The organism is Mycobacterium sp. BMJ-28 (assembly GCF_054404835.1).
In genome coordinates this window covers 3489466-3510765 of sequence record NZ_CM136783.1, presented here as the reverse complement: position 1 = coordinate 3510765, position 21300 = coordinate 3489466, and the positions used below count along the sequence as shown (strand labels likewise).

Here is a 21300-nt window from a genome sequence, read left to right as displayed (position 1 = left end):
TGTCCCGGCCGACGGAAAAGGACATGGCTCATGAGTTCGGGGACCGTGCTCGACTCCATCATCGAAGGAGTTCGCGCCGACGTTGCCGCCCGTGAAGCCGCGGTTCCGTTTGCCGACATCAAACAACGCGCCAAGGATGCACCGCCGCCGCTCGACGTGATGGCGGCACTGCGTGCCCCAGGCATCGCGGTCATCGCAGAGGTGAAGCGCGCCAGCCCGTCGCGCGGGGAGCTGGCGTCCATCGCCGACCCGGCCGAGCTGGCCCGGGCCTACGAGGACGGTGGCGCCCGCGTCATCAGCGTGCTGACCGAGGAGCGCCGCTTCCACGGCTCGCTCGACGATCTGGACGCGGTTCGCGCCGCGGTGTCGATTCCGGTGCTGCGCAAGGACTTCATCGTCGGCCCGTACCAGATCCACGAGGCCCGCGCGCACGGCGCCGACATGCTTCTGCTGATCGTCGCCGCATTGGAACAGCAGGCACTGGAGTCGATGCTGGACCGCACCGAGTCGCTGGGGATGACCGCGCTGGTCGAGGTGCACACCGAGGAAGAGGCGGACCGCGCCCTGCAGGCCGGTGCCAGCCTGATCGGCGTCAACGCCCGCGACCTCAAGACCCTCGAGGTCGACCGTGACTGCTTCGCCCGGATCGCCCCCGGTCTGCCCAGCAACATCATTCGTGTGGCCGAGTCCGGGGTGCGCGGCACCGCCGACCTGCTGGCCTACGCCGGTGCGGGCGCCGACGCGGTGCTGGTCGGTGAGGGACTGGTCACCAGCGGTGATCCCCGCAGCGCCGTCGCAGATCTGGTCACCGCGGGCGCTCACCCGTCCTGCCCCAAACCCGCCCGGTAGATGGCCGATATCTCCGGCCCCCAGCTGCCGCGGATGAGCGCGGCGGTGGCCGAACCCACCAGTCATGACCCGGACGCCAAGGGCCATTTCGGCCCGTACGGCGGACGCCTGGTCCCCGAAGCGTTGATGGCCGTCATCGAGGAAGTCACCGCCGCCTACGACAAGGTGCGCCGGGACCAGGGGTTTCTCGACGAACTCGACCGATTGCAGCGGCACTACACGGGCCGGCCGTCCCCGCTGTATGAGGCGAGCCGGCTCAGCGAGCACGCCGGCGGTGCGCGGCTGTACCTCAAGCGTGAGGATCTGAACCACACCGGCTCGCACAAGATCAACAACGTGCTCGGGCAGGCGCTACTGGCCAAGCAGATGGGCAAGACCCGCGTCATCGCCGAAACCGGCGCCGGCCAGCACGGCGTGGCCACCGCCACCGCGTGCGCGCTGATGGGGTTGGACTGCGTCATCTACATGGGCGCGGTGGACACCGCACGCCAAGCCCTCAACGTGGCCCGGATGCGGCTGCTGGGTGCCCGGGTGGTGTCGGTGGAGTCCGGCTCCAAGACGCTCAAGGACGCCATCAACGAGACGTTCCGGGACTGGGTCGCCAATGCCGATGACACCTACTACGCCTTCGGCACGGCGGCCGGACCGCACCCGTTCCCGCTCATGGTGCGTGATTTCCAGCGGATCATCGGGCTGGAGGCGCGCGCACAGATCCTGGAGCAGGCCGGTCGGCTGCCCGACGCCGTGACAGCGTGCGTGGGCGGCGGGTCCAACGCGATCGGTGTTTTCCACGCCTTCATCGACGATCCCGGTGTGCGCCTGGTGGGTTTCGAAGCCGCCGGTGACGGGGTGGAGACGGGTCGGCACGCCGCCACCTTCACCGGTGGATCGCCGGGTGCCTTCCAGGGTTCGTTCTCGTATCTGCTCCAGGACGAGGACGGCCAGACCGTCGAATCGCATTCCATCTCAGCGGGTTTGGACTATCCCGGGGTGGGTCCTGAGCACGCTCTGCTCAAGGATGTGGGCCGCGCCGAATACCGGCCGATCACCGATACCGAGGCGATGGACGCCTTCTCGCTGCTGTGTCGCACCGAAGGCATCATCCCGGCCATCGAGTCCGCGCATGCGGTCGCCGGTGCGCTGAAACTCGGTGTGGAACTGGGCCCGTCCGGGCTGATCGTGGTGAATCTGTCCGGTCGCGGTGACAAGGATGTCGAGACCGCGGGTAAATGGTTCGGCCTATTGGACGGTGATTCGTGAGCCGATTGGGGCCTCTGTTCGGCACGTGCCGCGCCGAGGGGCGCTCCGCGCTCATCGGCTACCTCCCGACCGGCTATCCCGATGTCGACACCTCGATCTCGGCGATGACGGCCCTCGTCGAGTCCGGTGCCGACATCGTGGAAGTCGGCGTGGCGTACTCCGATCCCGGAATGGACGGGCCGACGATCGCGCGGGCGACCGAGCGGGCATTGGCCGGTGGCGTGCGGGTGCGCGATGCCCTGCGGGCCGTCGAGGCAATCAGCAATGCCGGCGGGCACGCCGTGGTGATGACGTATTGGAATCCGGTATTGCGCTGGGGCGTGGACGCTTTCGCCCGCGACCTGGCAGCAGCCGGCGGATTGGGTTTGATCACGCCGGACCTGATTCCCGATGAAGCGGGGGACTGGATGGCGGCGTCCGAACAGCACGATCTGGATCGCATCTTCCTGGTGGCTCCGTCGTCCACGCCGGAACGGCTGGCCGCTACGGTCCAGGCGTCCAGCGGGTTCGTGTACGCCGCCTCGACGATGGGCGTGACCGGTGCCCGCGACGCGGTGTCGAACATGGCGCCCGAGCTGGTGCAGCGCATCAGGGAGATCTCGGACATCCCGGTCGGCGTCGGGCTGGGTGTGCGCTCGCGCGCGCAGGCGGCCGAGATCGGCGCCTACGCCGACGGTGTCATCGTCGGCTCCGCCCTGGTGTCCGCCCTCGATGACGGGATACCCGCGCTGCGGGCGCTGACCGCCGAACTTTCCGAAGGTGTGCGGCAGGGGATTCCGGCATGACCGAGACCATCCTCGCCTTCATCCCGAGCCCGTCGCAGGGTGTGTGGCATATCGGGCCGGTGCCGATCCGTGCCTATGCGCTGTGCATCATCGCCGGTATCGTGTCCGCGCTGATCCTCGGCGACCGCCGGTGGGTGGCGCGCGGTGGCGAGCAGGGTGTCATCTACGACATTGCCTTGCTGGCGGTGCCGTTCGGTTTGGTCGGTGGACGGCTGTACCACGTCATGACCGATTGGAAGACGTACTTCGGTGACGGCGGTGCCGGGCTGGGTGCGGCGTTCCGGATCTGGGACGGCGGCCTGGGTATCTGGGGCGCTGTGGCGCTCGGCGCGGTGGGTGCCTGGATCGGCTGCCGAATGCGCGGAATTCCGTTGCCCGCGTTCGGCGATGCGATCGCGCCCGGCATCATCTTGGCGCAGGCGATCGGGCGGCTGGGCAACTATTTCAACCAGGAGTTGTACGGCCGTGCCACCACGCTGCCGTGGGGGCTGGAGATCTATGAGCGCCGCGATGCCAGCGGTGCGCTCAATACGTTGAACGGTGTGTCCGACGGACAACTCGTCGGGGTGGTGCATCCGACCTTCCTGTACGAGTTGCTCTGGAACCTGCTGATCTTCGCGCTGCTGTTGTGGATCGACAAGCGCTTCAACATGGGTCATGGTCGGCTGTTCGCGCTGTATGTGGCCGGCTACTGCGTGGGCCGGTTCTGGATCGAGCTGATGCGCAGCGATCCGGCGTCCATGCCCGTGGATGGCATCCGGGTCAACACCTTCACCTCGACGTTCGTCTTCGTCGCGGCGGTGGTGTACGTGATGGTGGCGCCGAAGGGCAAAGAGGATCCGGAGTCGTTGCGCGGTAAGCAGGACGAGGATTCGCCCGTTGACGATCTGCTGGCCAAGGAGCTGGCGACCGTGGCGGCAGCCTCTGGCGTGGTGGCCGCCGCGACCGTGGCGGGGGCGGACGAGGCCGAGGACGCCGCGGCAGTGGGCGACAGCGCGGATGCGGACGTCGCCGAGGAGGCGGAGGCTGCCGACGAGGCCGAAGAGCCCGTCGACGCGGACACGCTCGAGGTGGTTGACGATTCGGCCGAGCCCCAGTCTTCTGACGTCGGTTTCGAGTTGGAGAAGGCCGCGGAATCGCTGGCGGTTGCGGAGTCTGCCAGTGAGGCTGAGCCCGACGCAGACGCTGAGCCCGAGACAGGAGTTGGTTCTGACGAGGATTCCGCCGAGGTCGAATCTGCAGTAGTGGAACCGCCGGCTGATGGTGACGAGGCCGAGGTTGCGGAACCGCCTGCTGATGGCGACGAGTCGACGGAGTCCGTCGGGGACGACGAGCCGGATACTGAGACCGCAGAAGGCGACTCGGCCGACTCCGAGTCTTCCGACGTCGGTTCGGAGTTGGAGAAGGCGTCGGAGTCGCTGGCGGCAGCGAAGTCGACAGAGCCCGTCGGTGATGATGAGCCCGAGGCTGACGAGACTGCGGTCGAAGCCGGCGCCGAGGTTGCCGAAGGCGATTCGGACGGGGTCGAGCCCGCCGAGGCTGAGTCCGCTGACGAGGCCGAAGCGGACGCCGAGACCGAGGTCGCCGAAAGTGATACGGCTGAGGACGAGTCCGCCGAGGCTGAATCTTCTGAAGACGCGGAAGCACCGGTTGGTGGGGAGGAGCCTGAAACCGAAGCTGTCGAAGGTGAACCTACCGACGATGAATCTGCCGAGGCCGAGGATGCTCCGGCGGCAGACACCGAACCAGAGGCGGAAGCTGTCGACTCCGCAGCGGACAACGAGCCCAAGCCCGAGGTGAAACCTCAACCGGCCGCCCCGCCGCCCGTGACGTCTGGTACCGGACGCAAGCCCCGTTGGTGGCGTCGAAACCGCTGACCAGAGCGGTTATTTCAGGTGTTTCCGCAGTCTTTCCCGTGACCACGGAGTCAGATGGAACCCACCGTCGCGAATGGCCGCTATAGCAACGTCGTCTGCGACGAGGCCGGAATGGTCGTCGGGAGAAAAGTTGTATTCCCCCTCGGGCGTGAGGCAGCTCAGCGAATCCATGGCTTGCTGAATCGCATGAGGAGCGTCGGTACCCGCAGTTTCGACCGCGGCGGCGATCAGGACTGCCGCGGTATATCCGTCGACGGCGAACTGGGAAGGCGGCGCACCGTGGCGGCGCACGAATGGTTCGGTCACCGCATCGATCACGGTACGCGTCTGCGATCTCGGCAAGTCTGAGCTCACGCCGACCAACGATGTCGCCACAATGATCCCGTCTGCCGCGGGGCCAACCGATTCCACAAAGGCCGGACTGGCGGCTCCGAGCCCTGCCACCATAGGGATGGTCAGTCCGGCGGCGCTGGCGGCCAACGCCAAACCAGTCGCCGGCGGGCCGGTGACCCACGCCATCACGGCCTGGGCATTGCTCTCCTCTATCGCAGCCAGGGTCGGTGCAAAGTTCTCGGTGTCGACCCTGATGGCTTCGATCGCTACGGCCTCAATACCGAACTGTCCGAGCATGCTCTCCTGCTCGGCCCAGGCGACGCGATTGAAAAGGCTGTCGGCGTCAAAGACCACCGCGATCCGACTGATGACGCTGTCACGCAGGTACCTCAACACCTGCAGGGCGACAAGCCGACCGGTCGGCGGTGTCATGAATACGTAGGGCCGCACAGGGTCAACCTGCGTATGTGCGGCCCCTGTCGAGACGTACACAAGCCGGTGTTGATCGGTGTACGGCAGAACGGCCAGGCTCGCGTTGGAGTAGGAAGTGCCGATAACCGCCACCACACCTTGGTCGGCCAATGTGCGGTAAGCGTCGATCGCGCCCTGCGGGAGACTGCGATCGTCTTCTATCAAGAGCTCAACGCGACGCCCGAGTACCCCGCCAGCTGCATTGAGCTGATGAACCGCCAGCTCAGCTCCATCGCGGTTCTCCAAGCCCATGTAGTTGGAACCGGTCAGCGAAGTCACCTGCCCGAAGACGATAGGCGGCTGCGTGCCGTTCACCTCGCGGGACATCACGCGCCCTTCACCTCCAGTTCCAACACTCAAACCTCACAACGGATATCGGCCATCACGGATCGTCATCCTCATCTTGCTCGTCGGGTGGGTTGAGGAGTTCTTCGGGGTGGAAGTGGTGGTTGGTGCGGTCTTGGCCGGTGTCCAGTAGCGGTGGTGGGTGCCATTGGGCGCGGCCGGTGGTGGGGTTGATGGTGGTGCTCCATCCGGTGTTGTAGGGCAGTCGGTTCTCGGGTCCGCAGCCCAGGATGATGACGTCGGCATCGGTGTTGCCGCCGGCGGCCCAGTCTTTGACGTGGTTGGCCTGGCATCGGTCAGCAGGGGCGAAGCATCCGGGTCGGGTGCAGCCACCGTCCCGGGCGATCGCGACCAGACGCTGGGCTTTGGAGGCCAGGCGTTTGGTGCGCCCGAGGTAGAGCGGTTGGGCGGTGTGCTTGGCGAAGAGTAGGAAGTAGTGGTGCGCTTGGGAGGCCAGGCCCATCAGATCGGGGATCGAGATCTTCACTCCGCTGTTGCTGTGGGCCACCCCGCAGCATTTCTCCAGGTCGGCCAAGGTCGCGGTGATGACCACGGTGACCGGAAGCCCGCCGTGCTGTCCGAGTCTCTTGGACAGCAAGGTCTCCCGGCACAGGGATTTGAAGGCGTCCTGGCTGCGCCGCGACGGGCTGCGGGTGTCGCGTTCGGCAGCCTCGGCGAACGCGTCCTGGGCTGCCGGTTGGGCCGGCGTCTCGGGATCCAACGGGTTAGGCCTCGGGTTGGGGATCGGTTCGGTGTCGGCGGGATTGTTGCCCCCCCGGGGGCGGCCCAGACGGATTCGATGGTTTTCCAATACGCGGCGGTTTCGGCGTCGAGGTAGCCGCTGAACCGGTAGTTGCCGTAGGCGTCCTGGGGTCCCAGGCGTAGGCCGGGGTGGTGGACGGCCAGGTCGGGGCTGGTGCCGTCCTGATTGAGCAGATAGAGCAGCTGCGCACCGGCGTCTTTGACCGTTTCGGGTGGGTTGGTGGTGGCGATGCCTACCAGGGTGTCTTCCCACTCGGCGCGGTCGGTGGGGGTGAGGTAACGATCGGCCTTGCCGAGCACGTCGCGGATCGCGTCGGTGTGTTCGAGGTTGATCGCCCGCACGGCCAACGCTTCGGCACACGCAGGCAGTGCCGGTGCCAGGATGTCCCCGCCGATGACGTGCCGGGGACCGAGGTGCTCGGCGTCTTTGACCCTGGCTTTGGCTGCTGCCTGACTGATACCCAGCCGCACGGCCAGGATGTCGGGTCAGGATTTGGCGCCGATCTCTCACGCGGTGGTCTGGCACTGCAGGCCGGCCAGGATGTGGTGATCCACACCAGCTGTCGGGATCAGATGTTCACGCCGGGATTGCAGTTCGAGCAGTTCCGGGACCATGAACCCGGTGAAGTCCGTACCGGCGAGCTGACCACACGCGAGGTCGAACGCATTCCGCTCTGCCTCTCTGTGATGTCTTGGCAGATGACACCTGCTCTGCCTCTCGATCCGACACACCACACTCGCAAGCATGTTCGAATGATATCGCGACACGCAGACACCCGCAGAAAATTATCCACAAGGAAAAAGTTATACACAACAACGCAATTCACTCTTGCGCGACAAGTCAGGTCGTGATCTGAATCTGCCCATCCACGTCCGCCACGGAATAGCTGCGCACCGGTTCGCCACCACCGGCCTCGACGCCTGTACACATGTCATAGGTCGCGCCGTGCAGTGGGCAGACCACCACGCCGTCATCGGCCAAGCCGTCGGCCAGCGGCCCACCCTTGTGCGGGCACACCGCGTCCAGGGCCCGCAGCGAACCGTCCCGCAGCCGGAACACCGCGATCTGCGCGTCGGCGACCGCGAAGGTCCGGCCCTCACCGACCGGGATCTGCGACACCGGCCCCAGAATGCTCATCGGGATCCTCTGCTCTTCGCGCAAGCGCTCATCGGGATCCTCTGCTCTTCGCGCAAGCGCTCATCGCACCGGCACCTGGGGGAGTGGCAACAGCGGCAGCGCACTGCGGAACTGCCCTGCGCTCACCGGTTCACGCCCGTCGAGCCACGGATCACGGTACGCATCAATCGATTTCTGCATGCGCGCATCCAGATCCGCTGCCAGGCCTTCGGCATCGTCGACCACCACCGCGCGGATGCGATCGATTCCGACTCGCGGCACCCACGCATATGTCCGCTCCAGCCATCGGGCGTCCTCTCGGTAGAACTGCAGGAACCGACCGGTCAGCGTCATCACCACGGCCGGATCGTCGACCGTGGTGAGCAGGTCACCCTTGCGGATATGCGCACCGGCCGCGCCGCCGACGTAGATCTCCCAGCGCCCGCCGTCGACAGCCACCACACCGAGGTCCTTGCACAAGGCCTCCGCGCAGTTGCGCGGGCAACCCGTCACCGCCAGCTTCATCTTCGCCGGACTTGCCAGCCCCTGGTAGCGCTCCTCCAGGGCGATCCCCAACGCGGTGGAGTCACCCACTCCGTAACGGCAGAAGTCGCTGCCCACACAGGTTTTCACGGTCCGGAAGCTCTTTCCGTACGCGTAACCCGAGGGCATGTCCAGATCTGCCCATACCGCAGGCAGATCCTCCTTACGCACGCCCAGCAAGTCGATGCGCTGTCCGCCGGTGCATTTGATCATCGGGATCGCGTATTTGTCCGCGACGTCGGCGATCTTGCGCAACTGAGCCGAGTTGGTCACGCCGCCCTTCATCTGCGGCACCACCGAGAATGTGCCGTCCCGCTGGATGTTGGCGTGCACCCGGTCGTTGATGTATCGGGCATCGCGCTCGTTGACGAACTCGTCCGCCCACATCATCTCCAGCAGGGAAGCCAGTGCCATCTTCGATCCGGCGTCGACCCGGCCGTCGGGGGCCAACGCGGCGAACACCGAAGACACCGAATGCAGTCGGAGTTCACGTACCAGGTGCATCAAGGAGGGCTTGTCGTAGGGAATACCGGGGACGTACCACGACGCCGACGGGTCTTCGGTGATTGCGCCGCCGGCCGCCCACTCGACGATCTGCCCGACCAATTCCTTGCACGAACCGCACCCCTTGCCGGCCTTGGTGGCGCCCATCACGCCGGACACCGTCGTCTCACCGGAACGCACACACGCCACCAGCGTGCCCTTGGACACCCCGTTGCAATTGCACACCTGGGCGTCGTCGGCCAGTTCCGAAACCCCCACCGCCACATCCGGAGTGCCGATATCGAACATCAGCGAGACGCGTTCCTCGGGTAGCGGCAAGCCACTGTCGAAGGCCTGGGTCAGAAACGACACCTTGGACACGTCGCCGACCAGGGTGGCGCCCACCAGTTTGCCGTCACGGATCACGATGGTCTTGTAGATGCCGTGTCGCGGTTCGGAGTACTGAACGAACTCGTCGTCGGGCAGTTCGGGTGCCTTGATGCCCATCGACGCCACATCGACGCCGGCCACCTTGAGTTTGGTCGCGGTCCGCGAACCGCGGTACGCCGCAGCGGTGTCGACGCCGGTGAGGTGGTCGGCGAGCACTCCGGCCTGCTCCCACAGCGGCGCCACCAACCCATACACCTGGCCGCGATGCTGGGCGCATTCGCCGACCACGTAGACCCGGTCATCATCGACGGAACGCATGTGGTCGTCGACGACGATGGCGCGCTCCACCGTCAGCCCGGCCCGTTGTGCGAGGCCGACATTAGGCCGGATGCCGGCCGCGATCACCAGCATGTCGCAGTCCAGTGTGCTGCCGTCGGAGAAGACGATGCCGGTCAATTTGCCGGCCTCGTCGACCCGGACCTCGGTGGTGCGTTTGTCCGTGTGCACGGTGATGCCGATCCGCTCGACGGAACGGCGCAGGATGGCCCCGGCGGCGTCGTCGAGCTGGGCGTTCATCAGGGTCGGCCCGGCATGGATGACGTCGACGGCAAGCCCCCGGTTCTGCAGCCCGCGTGCGGCTTCCAGCCCCAGCAAGCCACCCCCGATCACCACGGCCTTCGTCCGGCTGGCCGCTTCGGTGATCATTCCCATGCAATCGTCCAGGGTGCGGAAACCGAACACCCCGTCGGCCAGGTTCTTGTCGTCGGCCCACAGACCGGTCATCGGCGGGAAGAACGACCGGCTGCCGGTGGCCAGGACCAGATGGTCGTAGCGGATGGTCGACCCGTCGTCGGCGTGCACCAGCCTGGCGAAGGTGTCCAGGCGCACGACGCGCACCCCGGCCCGCAGGTCGATCGCGTTGTCGATGTACCAGTCCAGTGCGTTGAGGTAGATCTCTGCCGAGTCATCGCTGCCGGCAAGCACATTGGACAGCAGGATCCGGTTGTAGTTGCCGTACGGCTCGTCCCCGAACACGGTGATGTCGAAAAGATCCGCACCGCCGCGGGCCAGGATCTCCTCGATCGCCCGGACGCCCGCCATCCCGTTGCCGACGACGACCAGCCTGCGCTTCACGGGATCTCCACCAAGCCGAGGTCGACCACGACGGTGCCGGTCGTGCCGGCCGGTGCCGCGACGTAGAGTTCCAGCACCGTGTCGCCGAGCAGATCCTCGACCACCCGCAGGGCCACGTGGGTGGCCCCCTTGGCCGCGATCGGGAAGTAACGCATCGGGGCGCCGTCCCGGAACAGCACCACGGTGATCAGCTCATCGCTGGAATTGCCGCCGCGGAAGTACACCGGCTGGGCGACGACGCCGGGCGGCACCACATACCGCAGTGCATCGTCGATCAGCTCTGGCTTGTCGAGTCCGGCACCTTCGAATGCATAGGCGCCCTGCAAAAATCGTGGTGCACTGCCATCGGTCATGCTTCAGCCAAGCGCCCCTTTGTTTCTGAATCGTTTCGTGGGTGCAACGTCGGTGAATACCGTTGCGCACCGCCGGTGATCCACACCGTGAGTAGGTGTTGACAGAGCCGACACGGTGGTGCAACGGGTGCGGAATGGCGCGACCCTAGTTTTCTGGGTAACTGATCCGCACTGTGGAAGGGACCCCGTGAGCGTATTGACCCGTGACCGTGACATCGAGCACTGGGACGCCGAGGACGTAGAGGCGTGGGAGGGCACCGGCGGTAAGACTCCGGGAAAGAACATCGCGAAACGCAACCTGATCTGGTCGATTTTCGCTGAGCACGTCGGCTTCTCGGTGTGGTCCATCTGGTCGGTGATGGTGCTGTTCATGCCACAACCCGTCTACCACATCGACGCCGCAGGCAAGTTCTACCTGGTGGCTGTTCCCACGCTGGTCGGCGCCTTCATGCGGATCCCGTACACGGTTGCGCCGGCCCGGTTCGGCGGCCGCAACTGGACGGTGGTCAGCGCGCTGCTGCTGCTCATCCCGACGCTGCTCACCTGGTGGGCGATGAAGAGTCCGGGCACCACCTACACCCAGTTCCTGGTGATCGCGGCGTTCGCCGGGTTCGGTGGCGGCAACTTCGCCTCCTCGATGACCAACATCAACGCCTTCTACCCGCAACGTCTCAAGGGTTGGGCGCTCGGCCTGAACGCCGGCGGCGGCAACATCGGCGTCCCGGTGATCCAGCTGATTGGCCTGCTGGTCATCGCGACGGTGAGCAACACCGCGCCCGAAATCGTCTGCGCCATCTATCTTGTGCTCATCGGTCTGGCCGCCATCGGCGCGGCGCTGTTCATGGACAACCTGCGGAATCAGAAATCCAACATGGGCGCCATGGTGGAGGCCATGCGGTTCAAGCACTCCTGGGTGATGAGCTTCCTGTACATCGGCACGTTCGGCTCCTTCATCGGGTTCAGCTTCGCGTTCGGACAGGTGCTGCAGATCAACTTCCTGGCCGGTGGATCCACCGCGGCTCAGGCCTCGCTGCACGCCGCCCAGATCTCGTTCCTCGGGCCGCTGCTGGGTTCCATCTCCCGGCCGATCGGCGGCAAGTTCGCCGACCGGATCGGTGGCGGCAAGATCACGTTGTACACGTTCATCGCGATGATGTTCGCCGCCGGCATCCTGGTGGCCGCAGGCACACTCGACGACGCCCACAAGGGTGCGCCCACCGGTGGCCAGATGGCCGCCTATGTCACCGGGTTCATCCTGCTGTTCATCCTGTCCGGGCTGGGCAACGGATCCACCTACAAGATGATCCCGTCGATCTTCGAGGCCAAGGCCGCCGACCACGACGAGTGGACCCGTGAGGAGAAGGCGTCCTGGGCGCGCCGGATGTCCGGTGCACTGATCGGCTTCGCCGGTGCGGTCGGCGCGTTGGGCGGCGTGTTCATCAACGTGGTGCTGCGGGCCTCCTATGTCGGCGACGCGAAGTCGGCGACGAACGCCTTTTGGGTGTTCCTGGCCTTCTACGTCATCTGCGCGGTGGTGACATGGGTGGTCTTCCTGCGCATCGCACCGGTCAAACCGAAGGTCTCCGACGAGCTGCCAGAATCGGTGGCGACCGCCTGACCACCACATACTCGGCCTCACGGCGCGCTCACCACGGGGGTGGGCGCGCTGTGAGGCCGAGTTTTCTTTGCGCTAACGTCGCCTCAAAGGAACCGGAACAGTGGCAGAAGACGATGTTGCCATGTCGGTGAAAACGCGGACCGCGTGCTCGTATTGCGGGGTCGGCTGCGGCATCGAAGTCACCACCAAAGCCGACCCGGTCAGCGGCCTGCCGGTGATCGCCCAGGTCAGCGGGGACAAGCTGCACCCGACGAACTTCGGCCGGCTGTGCACCAAGGGGGCCACCCACGCGGAGCTGATGGCCGCCACCGAGGGCAGGTTGACGACGGCGCTGGTACGCGCCGAACGCGGAGCCGAGGCGGTCTCCACGCCGGTCGACGTGGCCATTGCCGAAGCGGGCCGACGGCTGCGCGCCATCATCGACGAACACGGGCCCGACGCGGTGGCACTGTACGTGTCCGGCCAGATGTCCATCGAGGCCCAGTACCTGGCCACCAAACTCGCCAAGGGCTACCTGCGCACCGTGCACATCGAGTCGAATTCGCGGCTGTGCATGGCCAGCGCGGGCACCGGCTACAAGCAGTCGTTGGGTTCGGACGGGCCGCCGGGCTCCTACACCGACTTCGACCTCGCCGACCTGTTCTTCGTCATCGGCGCCAACATGGCCGACTGCCATCCCATCCTGTTCCTGCGGATGGCCGATCGGATCAAAGCCGGCGCCAAGCTGATCGTGGTCGACCCCCGACGGACCGCCACGGCCGACAAGGCCGATCTGTACCTGCAGATCAAACCGGGTACGGATCTCGCGCTGCTGAACGGGCTGCTGCACCTGCTGGTCGAAAACGGTGCCATCGACGCCGAATTCATCGCAGAACACACCCAGGGCTGGGCGGACATGCCGGCCTTCCTGGCCGACTACACCCCGGAGCGGGTGGCCGGGATCACGGGCATCCCGGAGTGCGACATCCGCTCGGCCGCCGCCATGATCGCCGACGCCGGCGAATGGATGAGCTGCTGGACCATGGGGCTGAACCAGAGCACCCACGGCACCTGGAACACCAACGCAATCTGCAACCTGCACCTTGCCACCGGCGCGATCTGCCGCCCGGGCAGCGGTCCGATGTCGCTGACCGGTCAGCCCAATGCCATGGGCGGTCGCGAAATGGGTTACATGGGGCCAGGTCTGCCCGGCCAGCGCTCGGTGCTGTCGGCCGAGGACCGCGCGTTCTGCGAGGACCAGTGGGAACTGGAGCCAGGCACCATCCGTACCGACGTCGGCCCGGGCACCGTCGCGATGTTCGAACAGGCGGCTGCCGGTGATATCAAGGCGTGCTGGATCATCTGCACCAACCCGGTGGCCACGGTACCCAACCGCAAGACGGTGATCACCGGCCTGGAGACCGCCGAACTCGTCATCACCCAGGACCCGTATCACGACACCGCGACCAACCGGTATGCCGACATCGTGTTGCCTGCCGCGCTCTGGGCCGAATCCGATGCCGTGATGATCAATTCGGATCGCAATCTGACGCTGCTGCAGCAGTCGGTGCCCCCGCTCGGCGATGCCCGGCCGGATTGGGAGCTGATCTGCGCGGTGGCCGAAGCCCTCGGCTTCGGTGACGCCTTCGACTACAAGTCCAGCTCGGCGATCTTCGACGAGATCCGCCGGTTCGCCAACCCGCGCACCGGTTACGACCTTCGCGGCGCCAGTTACGAACGCCTGCGCGAGACGCCGTTGCAGTGGCCGTGCCCGCCGGAGGACGCCGAGGACCGCCATCCCATCCGCTATGTCAACGACGGTGTGTCGCAAACGCTTTTCGTCGACGACACCGGCCATCGGCCGCGGCTGGCATTCGCGACGCCGTCGCGCAAGGCGGTCTTCTTCGCCCGCCCGCACATGGATGCCCGCGAACTGCCCGATGACGATTACCCGATGGTGCTCAACACAGGACGCCTGCAACATCAGTGGCACACCATGACCAAGACCGGTCGGGTCACCAAGCTGAACAAGCTCAACGCGGCGCCGTTCGTGGAGATCCACCCGGATGACGCAGCCGCGCAGGGCATCACCGAGAACTGCCAGGTCGAACTGACCTCACGGCGCGGGCGCGCGGTTCTGCCGCCGGTGATCACCGACCGGGTGCAACCCGGCAATGTGTGGGTACCGTTCCACTGGAACGACGAACACGGCGAGTATCTGACGATCAATGCGCTCACCAACGACGCCGTCGATGCCGATTCGCTGCAGCCCGAACTGAAGGTTTGTGCGGTGGCCCTGCGGCCCATCGCCCCGGCGCTGCCGACAGGTGCTGGCCACCCGCTTGCCGAGTCACTCGGACTGCAAGGTCTCACCATGGAGCTCACCGACGACGAAAAGATTTATGTCGCAGGCTTTCTGAGTGGCGTGACGGATGGTTCGCCGGGAACGCCGGTACTGCCCGGCACGGCGCCGGTCCGGCCGCGGGCGCGGTTGTGGATCGACGGCCTGCTGGCCGGCATGTACTCCAGGACGGCGGGGTCCACCGCGAGCCTTGACGCGTCGGCGCCGGGACCGCTGGTGCTCTGGGCGTCACAGACGGGCACCGCCGAGGAGTTCGCGGCCCAGGTGGCCGCGCGGATCACCGGTGCCCGGCTGGTGACGATGGATGAGGTCACACTCGAGGAACTGGCGTCGGCCACCGATGCCGTGATCGTGACGAGCACCTTCGGCGACGGCGGCCCACCGGACAACGGCGCCGACTTCTGGCGGCGTCTGGAATCGGCCGACGCCCCCACGCTGCCCGGTCTGCGCTACGCCGTGTTGGGTATCGGGGACAAGGCCTACGACAACTTCTGCGGACACGCCAAGGCGCTGGACGCCCGGCTGGGCGCGCTCGGTGCGACCCGGGCGCTCGAGCGGATCGAATGCGAGGCCTACGACGCCGAACCGATGACCGCCTGGGCCGACCGCATCGCCGATCTGGTCGGGGCGGACCAGGCCCCGCCCGCGGCCGCGACGTCGGCCACGCCCGTCCCCATTCCGGCGCCGGCCCCGCTGACGCGCAATGCGCCCCTGCTGGCGCCGCTGAGCCGAAATGTCCGGCTGACCCCGGAATCGGCCCGAAAAGATGTGCGCCAGTTCGGGTTCGACATCTCCGAGCATGTCGCCGAACACGGACCGAGCTACGCGGCAGGTGATTCCCTCGGTGTGTTCGTCGCCAATTCAGACGAGGCGGTCACCGCGTGGCTGGCCGCTACCGGACTGACCGGCAGCGAGGTGGTCGAGGTCGACGGTGCCGAATCGGATCTGCGCGGCGCGCTGACGACGTCCTACGACATCTGCCGGATCACGCCGAATCTGCTGCGGTTCATCGCAGAACGCCGGCCGAAGGCGGCCAAGCGGCTGCGTGGGCCGCGTGGCGAACTGGACACCTGGCTGGACGGCCGCAACGGACTGGACATCGTCGAGGAGTTCGGCGTGCGGGCCGACCCGCAGGAGTGGCAGGACGCGCTGGTGCGGCTCACCCCACGGCAGTACTCCATCTGCTCGAGCCCGCTGGTGAGTCCCACCGAAGTGCAACTGACGGTGTCAGTCGTGCGCTACCGGAGTGCGCGCGGTGCGCACCGGCACGGTGTGGCGTCCACGTTCCTGGCCGATCGCGCCCACGCCGCGCCCGTGTTCATCCAGCGCTCGCCCAACTTCCGCCCGCCGACCGAGTCGCAGACGCCGATGATCATGGTGGGTCCGGGTACCGGCATCGCACCCTTCCGAGGTTTCCTGCAGGAACGGCGTGCGCTAGGCCACACCGGACGCAACTGGCTGTTCTTCGGGGACCAGCACCGCACCGAGAACTTCTACTACCGCGACGATCTGGAGCACATGGTCGCCGACGGCCTGCTCAACCACCTCGATCTGGCGTTCTCCCGGGACCAGGCCAAGCGGATCTACGTCCAGCACAAGATGGTCGACGCCGGTGCCGAGCTGTGGCGGTGGCTGGAGGACGGCGCCCATTTCTACGTCTGCGGGGACGCGACACACATGGCCAAGGATGTCGACGCGGCCCTGACGGCCATCATCAAGAAGCACGGCGGGCTTTCCGATGAGCGGGCCCACGACTACAAACGCGAACTCGTGGCCGAAAAGCGTTACGTACGCGACGTGTACTGATTCGGACCGAGGGCGGGATCTGCTCACAATCCCGCCGAGTGACCAAGGCCACCGGCCAAATCCCTGAAGCGACCCCGCTTTCCCGCTCAGAGCCGAATAAATCGCTCGCCGTGATTGTTACTACGACGTAACAGTGAGCGATGCCCGGACCGCGAAGTCGGAACGGGGAAGGGGAGATAACGATGAGTTGGCATCGAGGCGACTCTGTCACCGCCTGCCGGCAGATCGAAGATATGGATGTGCCGGCGGTGCCCGAGGGTGCCGAAGGCACGATCGAGAAGACGACGGTGTTCGGCAGGCCCAAGCGGGTGTGCTTCACCGTCCGGACCATTTGGGGCAAGAAGCGGGCGTGCGTGAACGTACACCGCGGAGACGTCGGGTAGTAGCTGACCCGGGTGGTACCTGATCGGCGATCTCGCCGATCAGGTACTTCTGGGTGTCCGAGGGGGGACTTGAACCCCCACGCCCGTTAATAGGGCACTAGCACCTCAAGCTAGCGCGTCTGCCATTCCGCCACTCGGACCTTGCGAGCGCTTAAGGCTAACGGATGGCCCCGGGTTGGCCCAAACCGAGTGGCCTGCCAGGTGGTAGGAAAGGGGACGTGACAAGACCCGAAGACGAAGTGGTCGATCTCGTCAGCAGCCTCATCAGGTTCGACACCTCCAACACCGGCGATCCGGCCACCACCAAGGGCGAGGCCGAATGCGCCCACTGGGTGGCTGCCCAGCTCGAGGAGGTCGGATATCAGACCGAGTACCTCGAGGCGGGTGCACCGGGGCGGGGCAACGTCTTCGCTCGCCTGCCCGGCGCCGACCGCAGCCGCGGCGCGCTGCTGATCCACGGCCATCTCGACGTCGTGCCCGCCGAACCGGCTGACTGGAGCGTGCACCCGTTCTCCGGGGCCGTCGAGGGCGGTTACGTCTGGGGCCGCGGCGCCGTCGACATGAAAGACATGGTCGGCATGACGCTGGCCGTCGCCCGCCATCTCAAGCGCGAGGGCATCGTGCCGCCCCGGGATCTGGTGTTCGCCTTCGTCTCCGACGAGGAGCACGGCGGCACCTACGGCTGCCAGTGGCTCGTCGACAACCGGCCCGAGCTGTTCGATGGCATCACCGAGGCCATCGGGGAGGTCGGCGGATTCTCCCTGACCGTGCCCACCCGGGACGGCGGTGAGAAGCGGCTCTACCTGATCGAGACGGCCGAGAAGGGGCTGTCCTGGATGCGGCTGGAGGCTCGCGGGCGGGCCGGGCACGGCTCGATGGTGCACGACGACAACGCCGTCACCACCATCGCCGAGGCCGTCGCCCGGCTCGGCAAGCATCAGTTCCCCATCGTGCTCACCCCGTCGGTTGCCGAGTTTCTCACCGCGGTATCGGAGGAGACGGGATATGAGTTCGACCTCGACTCACCGGACCTCGACGGCACCATCGCCAAGTTGGGTGGGATCGCCCGCATCGTCGGCGCCACGCTGCGCGACACGGCGAACCCGACCATGCTCAAGGCCGGCTACAAGGCCAACGTCATCCCCGGCACGGCCGAGGCAATGGTGGACTGCCGGGTGCTACCGGGCCGCAAGGAGGCCTTCGAGCGCGAGGTCGACGAGCTGATCGGGCCGAACGTCAGCCGGACCTGGGAACGTGACCTGCCCTCGGTGGAGACCACCTTCGACGGAGACCTGGTGGACGCCATGAACGCCGCGCTGCTGGCCGCCGACCCCGGCGCCCGCACCGTGCCCTACATGATGTCCGGCGGCACCGACGCAAAGGCATTCTCCCGCTTGGGTATTCGTTGCTTCGGCTTCGCGCCGCTGCGGCTGCCGGCGGATCTGGACTTCGCCGCGCTGTTCCATGGTGTCGACGAACGGGTACCCGTGGACGCACTACAGTTCGGGACGAGAGTCCTGCACCAATTCCTGACGAACTGCTGACCGAGAGGACGCAATGCCCACCTCCCCGTATGAGAACCTGCCGCAGTTGCCGACGTTCACGTTGACCTCCGAGTCGGTGAAAGACGGCCAGCCGCTGGCCAACGACCAGGTCAGCGGGATCATGGGGGCCGGCGGCTCCGATGTGTCACCGCAATTGAGCTGGTCCGGATTCCCCGAGGAGACGCGCAGCTTCGCCGTCACGGTGTACGACCCCGACGCCCCCACCGCGTCCGGCTTCTGGCACTGGGCGGTCGCCGACCTGCCTGCGGATGTCACCTCGCTGCCTGCGGGCGCCGGCAACGGCGACCCGCTGCCCGGCGGTGCGATCACCCTGAGCAACGACGCCGGCGTCAAACGCTTCATCGGTGCGGCCCCGCCGGCCGGGCACGGCCCGCACCGGTACTACATCGCCGTGCACGCGCTGCCCGTCGAGAGCCTTGAGCTGCCCGACGGCGCCACCCCGGCTTACCTGGGCTTCAACCTGTTCGGCCAGGCCATTGCGCGTGCCGTCATCTACGGCACATACGAACAGAACTAGTCACGACGAGCGGCTGACCCGACCGCCGCGGCCAGTGAATCGAATCCACCGGCCCGCAGGCGGTCGGCGATGCCGTCGTGAATGTGCTTGGCCCACAGACCGCCGCCGTAGATGAAGCCGGTGTAGCCCTGCAGCAGCGAGGCGCCGGACACGATCCGTTCCCAGGCATCGTCGGCGGTCTCGATGCCCCCGACACTGATCAGCACCAGACGCTCGCCCACCCGGGCGTACAGCCGGCGCAGCACTTCCAGAGACCGCTGCTTGACCGGCGCGCCGGACACCCCGCCCGAGCCCAGTTCGGCAACCCCGGGGGTGCGCAAGCCGTCCCGGGAAATGGTGGTGTTGGTCGCGACAATGCCCGCCAAGCCCAATTCAACTGCCAGGTCGGCGATTTCGTCGATATCAACGTCGGAGAGATCGGGGGCGATCTTCACCAGCACGGGGGTCGAGGTGGCCGCCCGGACCGCGGCCAGGATCGGTCGAAGGGCCGACACCGCCTGCAGATCGCGCAGGCCGGGCGTATTCGGCGAACTGACGTTGACCACCAGGAACGCCGCCAGCGGACCCACCAGACGCGCGCTCTCGGCGTAGTCGGCCACCGCACCCTCGGGCGGGGTCACCTTGGTCTTGCCGATGTTCACCGCGATCGGCACATCGGGATCGTGGCGCGCCAACCGAAGCGCCAACTGGCCGGCACCGTGGTTGTTGAACCCCATCCGGTTGAGCAGGGCCCGGTCCTCGGCGAGGCGGAACAGCCGGGGCGCCGGATTGCCCGGCTGGGCTTGCGCCGTCACCGTGCCGACCTCGGCATAGCCGAAGCCCAGCGGCCCCCACGCCCGCAGTCCACGGCCGTCCTTGTCGAAGCCGGCGGCCAGGCCGAGCGGGCCGGGAAAGGTCACGCCCAGCACCGTGCTGGCCAAGATCGGATCGGTGGGGGACAGCGCGCGGCCGAGCATCTTGCGGCCGATGCCGAAACCGGTGGCCGCGCGCAGGGCCGCAAACACCCAGGTGTGAATCCGCTCCGGATCGACGAGGAAGAACATCCGGCGTAACAGGTGGTAGATCACAGCGCCGGCTGATCCCCGAGAGCGGCCTTCTTGCGGCGCAGCAGCACGCGCCGGCTGCCGTCGGTGTACAGGCGCACCCGAGTCAGCTCCCACCCGCGGTATTCGGCTTCGATGGACAACCGGATGGAGGCCGACAGCCGGGTCACATCCGGTGGCAGCCGCAGCGGCACCCACTCGTACTCATCGGACAGCTCACCGGCCCAGCCGGCGGGCATCCGGCCGCGTTGCACTCCGGCACTCATTTGCCCGCGTCCTCGATCACCTGGACACCGGCACCCGATCCGGACACCACGTAGAGGGTGCCGGACGCGTCGTCGTAGGCCAGGGAGTTGGGTTGCTGCACGGTTCGATAACGCACCTTCTCGACAGGTATTCCAGTGGCCAGATCGTAACCAACGACGGTGTTGGCGGCAGTCTGTGACACCCAGGTCAGTGTGCCGGATCCGGTCAGCCCATACGGTGCGTCGTGCACCGGGTAGGCCTGGCGCAGGATCAACGGTTCGGTCCCGTAGACCATCAGGGCACCGCCGCGGGTGTCGGCGACCAGGACCCGCCCGGCTGGGTCGGCGGCGATGGTCGTCGCACCTTCGCCGGCGCGCAGTGCCTGCTCAGCCTTGGTTCCGTCGTCGTCCACCTCGGTGACCGACGTCTGGCTGCGGTCCAGCACGACCACCGAATTGCCTTGCGCCACAAGCCCGTCGACGCGGGCGAAGATCTTCAGACTCGCACTGACCGAATCGCTCGCATCACCGGGGGCCAGCGTCAGTACGGCCCCGTCGGCACTACCCAGGACCAGACGGCCGTCCGCACGCCGGGCGATCGCGGTGAACTCGGTCTGGGCCTGGCCGGCCACGGCCACCCTGGTCACCGTGCCGGTGGCCAGGTCCGCCCGCAGATACTCGCCACGGGCGGCCAGGTACACATGTCCGGCGTTGTCCGCGGCCAGCGCACGCGCCGCGGACGGCAGCGCCAGGGTCCGGGGCCGCTGGCCGAACACCGTCAGCCGGTCAGGGGGGCCGAGCACCGACAGCGAGGCCGTCGCGGTGTCGAACGCGGCGGCCAGGCCGGGGCCGGCCAGCGGGCGAACCACACCCTCGGGCGGTCCCGTCACCGGCGGGGACGCGGCGGCGGATGCGGGCGTGATGGTCGGTGGTGGCGAATCCGCGGGGCTCTTGGAGCATCCCGCGGTCGAGGCGATAACCAGGGCGAATACGGCACTGATCAGTGAAAGGGCAGCGGATTTCGTATGCAAAGGCCCGTTCGACTCCTCAATGCGTGGCAGTGGTTGTTTCGTTTTCAAT

Annotated in this window: 17 protein-coding genes, 1 tRNA gene and 1 pseudogene; 9 read left to right on the top strand and 10 right to left on the bottom strand. The window is 66.8% G+C overall.

Going from position 1 to position 21300, the window contains the following annotated elements:
- Positions 1 to 30: 30 nt before the first annotated feature.
- From trpC to lgt, 4 genes are read left to right on the top strand one after another with little or no spacing between them, the layout of a single operon-like run.
- Positions 31 to 849 (top strand): indole-3-glycerol phosphate synthase TrpC, encoded by an 819-nt coding sequence (gene trpC, locus ACXPWS_RS17470; RefSeq protein WP_458707871.1) that lies wholly within the window; start codon positions 31 to 33, stop codon positions 847 to 849.
- On the top strand, positions 850 to 2109 hold the full coding sequence (gene trpB, locus ACXPWS_RS17465; RefSeq protein ID WP_458707870.1) for a tryptophan synthase subunit beta: 1260 nt from the start codon (positions 850 to 852) through the stop codon (positions 2107 to 2109). It abuts the gene before it with no gap.
- Positions 2106 to 2894: a tryptophan synthase subunit alpha gene (gene trpA, locus ACXPWS_RS17460; protein WP_458707869.1), complete on the top strand. Its 789-nt coding sequence runs from the start codon at positions 2106 to 2108 to the stop codon at positions 2892 to 2894. The genes trpB and trpA overlap by 4 nt, the downstream gene beginning before the upstream one ends.
- Positions 2891 to 4771: a prolipoprotein diacylglyceryl transferase gene (lgt, locus tag ACXPWS_RS17455; protein ID WP_458707868.1), complete on the top strand. Its 1881-nt coding sequence runs from the start codon at positions 2891 to 2893 to the stop codon at positions 4769 to 4771. Before trpA ends, lgt begins: the two co-directional genes overlap by 4 nt.
- 9 nt (positions 4772 to 4780) lie before the next feature.
- Here the strand turns inward: lgt and ACXPWS_RS17450 are convergent, their stop codons facing one another.
- The 6 genes and pseudogenes from ACXPWS_RS17450 to ACXPWS_RS17425 all read right to left on the bottom strand — a co-directional run bounded on the left by ACXPWS_RS17450 (position 4781) and on the right by ACXPWS_RS17425 (position 10702).
- Positions 4781 to 5902 (bottom strand): ABC transporter substrate-binding protein, encoded by a 1122-nt coding sequence (locus tag ACXPWS_RS17450; protein WP_458707867.1) that lies wholly within the window; start codon positions 5900 to 5902, stop codon positions 4781 to 4783.
- Between the two features lie 55 nt (positions 5903 to 5957).
- Positions 5958 to 6641, bottom strand: coding sequence for an HNH endonuclease signature motif containing protein (locus tag ACXPWS_RS17445; RefSeq protein WP_458713574.1), 684 nt, complete (start codon positions 6639 to 6641; stop codon positions 5958 to 5960).
- Between the two features lie 53 nt (positions 6642 to 6694).
- Positions 6695 to 7153, bottom strand: a pseudogene (locus tag ACXPWS_RS17440) (DUF222 domain-containing protein); the annotation flags it as partial.
- Positions 7154 to 7523: 370 nt separating this feature from the next.
- Entirely contained in the window at positions 7524 to 7820 is a 297-nt protein-coding gene (locus tag ACXPWS_RS17435; RefSeq protein WP_458707866.1) for a Rieske (2Fe-2S) protein, read from the bottom strand.
- A 60-nt stretch (positions 7821 to 7880) separates the two neighbouring features.
- Positions 7881 to 10349, bottom strand: a complete 2469-nt coding sequence (gene nirB, locus ACXPWS_RS17430; RefSeq protein ID WP_458707865.1) for a nitrite reductase large subunit NirB — start codon at positions 10347 to 10349, stop codon at positions 7881 to 7883.
- The gene (locus tag ACXPWS_RS17425; protein ID WP_458707864.1) at positions 10346 to 10702 is read right to left on the bottom strand and encodes a molybdopterin oxidoreductase; all 357 of its coding nucleotides are present in this window, start codon (positions 10700 to 10702) and stop codon (positions 10346 to 10348) included. Before ACXPWS_RS17425 ends, nirB begins: the two co-directional genes overlap by 4 nt.
- Positions 10703 to 10889: 187 nt before the next feature.
- Here ACXPWS_RS17425 and ACXPWS_RS17420 point away from each other — a divergent pair, with 187 nt between their 5' ends.
- The 3 genes from ACXPWS_RS17420 to ACXPWS_RS17410 all read left to right on the top strand — a co-directional run bounded on the left by ACXPWS_RS17420 (position 10890) and on the right by ACXPWS_RS17410 (position 16850).
- A complete protein-coding gene (locus tag ACXPWS_RS17420) occupies positions 10890 to 12320 on the top strand; it encodes a nitrate/nitrite transporter (RefSeq protein ID WP_458707863.1) in 1431 nt (476 codons plus the stop codon).
- Positions 12321 to 12441: 121 nt separating this feature from the next.
- Positions 12442 to 16467 carry a molybdopterin-dependent oxidoreductase gene (locus ACXPWS_RS17415; protein WP_458707862.1) on the top strand — a complete coding sequence of 1342 codons (4026 nt, stop codon included), beginning with the start codon at positions 12442 to 12444 and terminating at the stop codon, positions 16465 to 16467.
- Between the two features lie 182 nt (positions 16468 to 16649).
- On the top strand, positions 16650 to 16850 hold the full coding sequence (locus ACXPWS_RS17410) for a hypothetical protein (protein ID WP_458707861.1): 201 nt from the start codon (positions 16650 to 16652) through the stop codon (positions 16848 to 16850).
- A 54-nt stretch (positions 16851 to 16904) separates the two neighbouring features.
- Here the strand turns inward: ACXPWS_RS17410 and ACXPWS_RS17405 are convergent.
- Positions 16905 to 16990 (bottom strand) — tRNA-Leu (locus ACXPWS_RS17405).
- 24 nt (positions 16991 to 17014) lie between these two features.
- Between ACXPWS_RS17405 and ACXPWS_RS17400 the strand changes: the two genes are divergently transcribed.
- Together ACXPWS_RS17400 and ACXPWS_RS17395 are read left to right on the top strand one after the other, a co-directional pair.
- Positions 17015 to 18394, top strand: coding sequence for a M20/M25/M40 family metallo-hydrolase (locus ACXPWS_RS17400; protein WP_458707860.1), 1380 nt, complete (start codon positions 17015 to 17017; stop codon positions 18392 to 18394).
- 13 nt (positions 18395 to 18407) lie between these two features.
- Positions 18408 to 18932: a YbhB/YbcL family Raf kinase inhibitor-like protein gene (locus tag ACXPWS_RS17395; RefSeq protein WP_458707859.1), complete on the top strand. Its 525-nt coding sequence runs from the start codon at positions 18408 to 18410 to the stop codon at positions 18930 to 18932.
- Here the strand turns inward: ACXPWS_RS17395 and ACXPWS_RS17390 are convergent.
- Genes ACXPWS_RS17390 through ACXPWS_RS17380 form a run of 3 tightly spaced genes read right to left on the bottom strand, consistent with a single transcriptional unit; the run spans position 18929 to position 21251 of the window.
- Positions 18929 to 19975: a quinone-dependent dihydroorotate dehydrogenase gene (locus ACXPWS_RS17390; protein WP_458713573.1), complete on the bottom strand. Its 1047-nt coding sequence runs from the start codon at positions 19973 to 19975 to the stop codon at positions 18929 to 18931. The two genes, ACXPWS_RS17395 and ACXPWS_RS17390, sit on opposite strands and share 4 nt — an antisense overlap.
- Positions 19976 to 19995: 20 nt before the next feature.
- The gene (locus ACXPWS_RS17385) at positions 19996 to 20241 is read right to left on the bottom strand and encodes a DUF5703 family protein (protein ID WP_458707858.1); all 246 of its coding nucleotides are present in this window, start codon (positions 20239 to 20241) and stop codon (positions 19996 to 19998) included.
- Positions 20238 to 21251 (bottom strand): YncE family protein, encoded by a 1014-nt coding sequence (locus tag ACXPWS_RS17380; RefSeq protein WP_458707857.1) that lies wholly within the window; start codon positions 21249 to 21251, stop codon positions 20238 to 20240. Before ACXPWS_RS17380 ends, ACXPWS_RS17385 begins: the two co-directional genes overlap by 4 nt.
- Positions 21252 to 21300 lie beyond the last annotated feature (49 nt).

Coding starts and splice junctions, on each gene's coding strand:
- trpC (WP_458707871.1), top strand. CDS start 31: ATGAGTTCGGGGACCGTGCTCGACTCCATCATCGAAGGAGTTCGCGCC.
- trpB (WP_458707870.1), top strand. CDS start 850: ATGGCCGATATCTCCGGCCCCCAGCTGCCGCGGATGAGCGCGGCGGTG.
- lgt (WP_458707868.1), top strand. CDS start 2,891: ATGACCGAGACCATCCTCGCCTTCATCCCGAGCCCGTCGCAGGGTGTG.
- ACXPWS_RS17450 (WP_458707867.1), bottom strand. CDS start 5,902: ATGTCCCGCGAGGTGAACGGCACGCAGCCGCCTATCGTCTTCGGGCAG.
- ACXPWS_RS17435 (WP_458707866.1), bottom strand. CDS start 7,820: ATGAGCATTCTGGGGCCGGTGTCGCAGATCCCGGTCGGTGAGGGCCGG.
- ACXPWS_RS17425 (WP_458707864.1), bottom strand. CDS start 10,702: ATGACCGATGGCAGTGCACCACGATTTTTGCAGGGCGCCTATGCATTC.
- ACXPWS_RS17415 (WP_458707862.1), top strand. CDS start 12,442: ATGTCGGTGAAAACGCGGACCGCGTGCTCGTATTGCGGGGTCGGCTGC.
- ACXPWS_RS17410 (WP_458707861.1), top strand. CDS start 16,650: ATGAGTTGGCATCGAGGCGACTCTGTCACCGCCTGCCGGCAGATCGAA.
- ACXPWS_RS17400 (WP_458707860.1), top strand. CDS start 17,015: ATGGCCCCGGGTTGGCCCAAACCGAGTGGCCTGCCAGGTGGTAGGAAA.
- ACXPWS_RS17395 (WP_458707859.1), top strand. CDS start 18,408: ATGCCCACCTCCCCGTATGAGAACCTGCCGCAGTTGCCGACGTTCACG.
- ACXPWS_RS17390 (WP_458713573.1), bottom strand. CDS start 19,975: ATGTTCTTCCTCGTCGATCCGGAGCGGATTCACACCTGGGTGTTTGCG.
- ACXPWS_RS17385 (WP_458707858.1), bottom strand. CDS start 20,241: ATGAGTGCCGGAGTGCAACGCGGCCGGATGCCCGCCGGCTGGGCCGGT.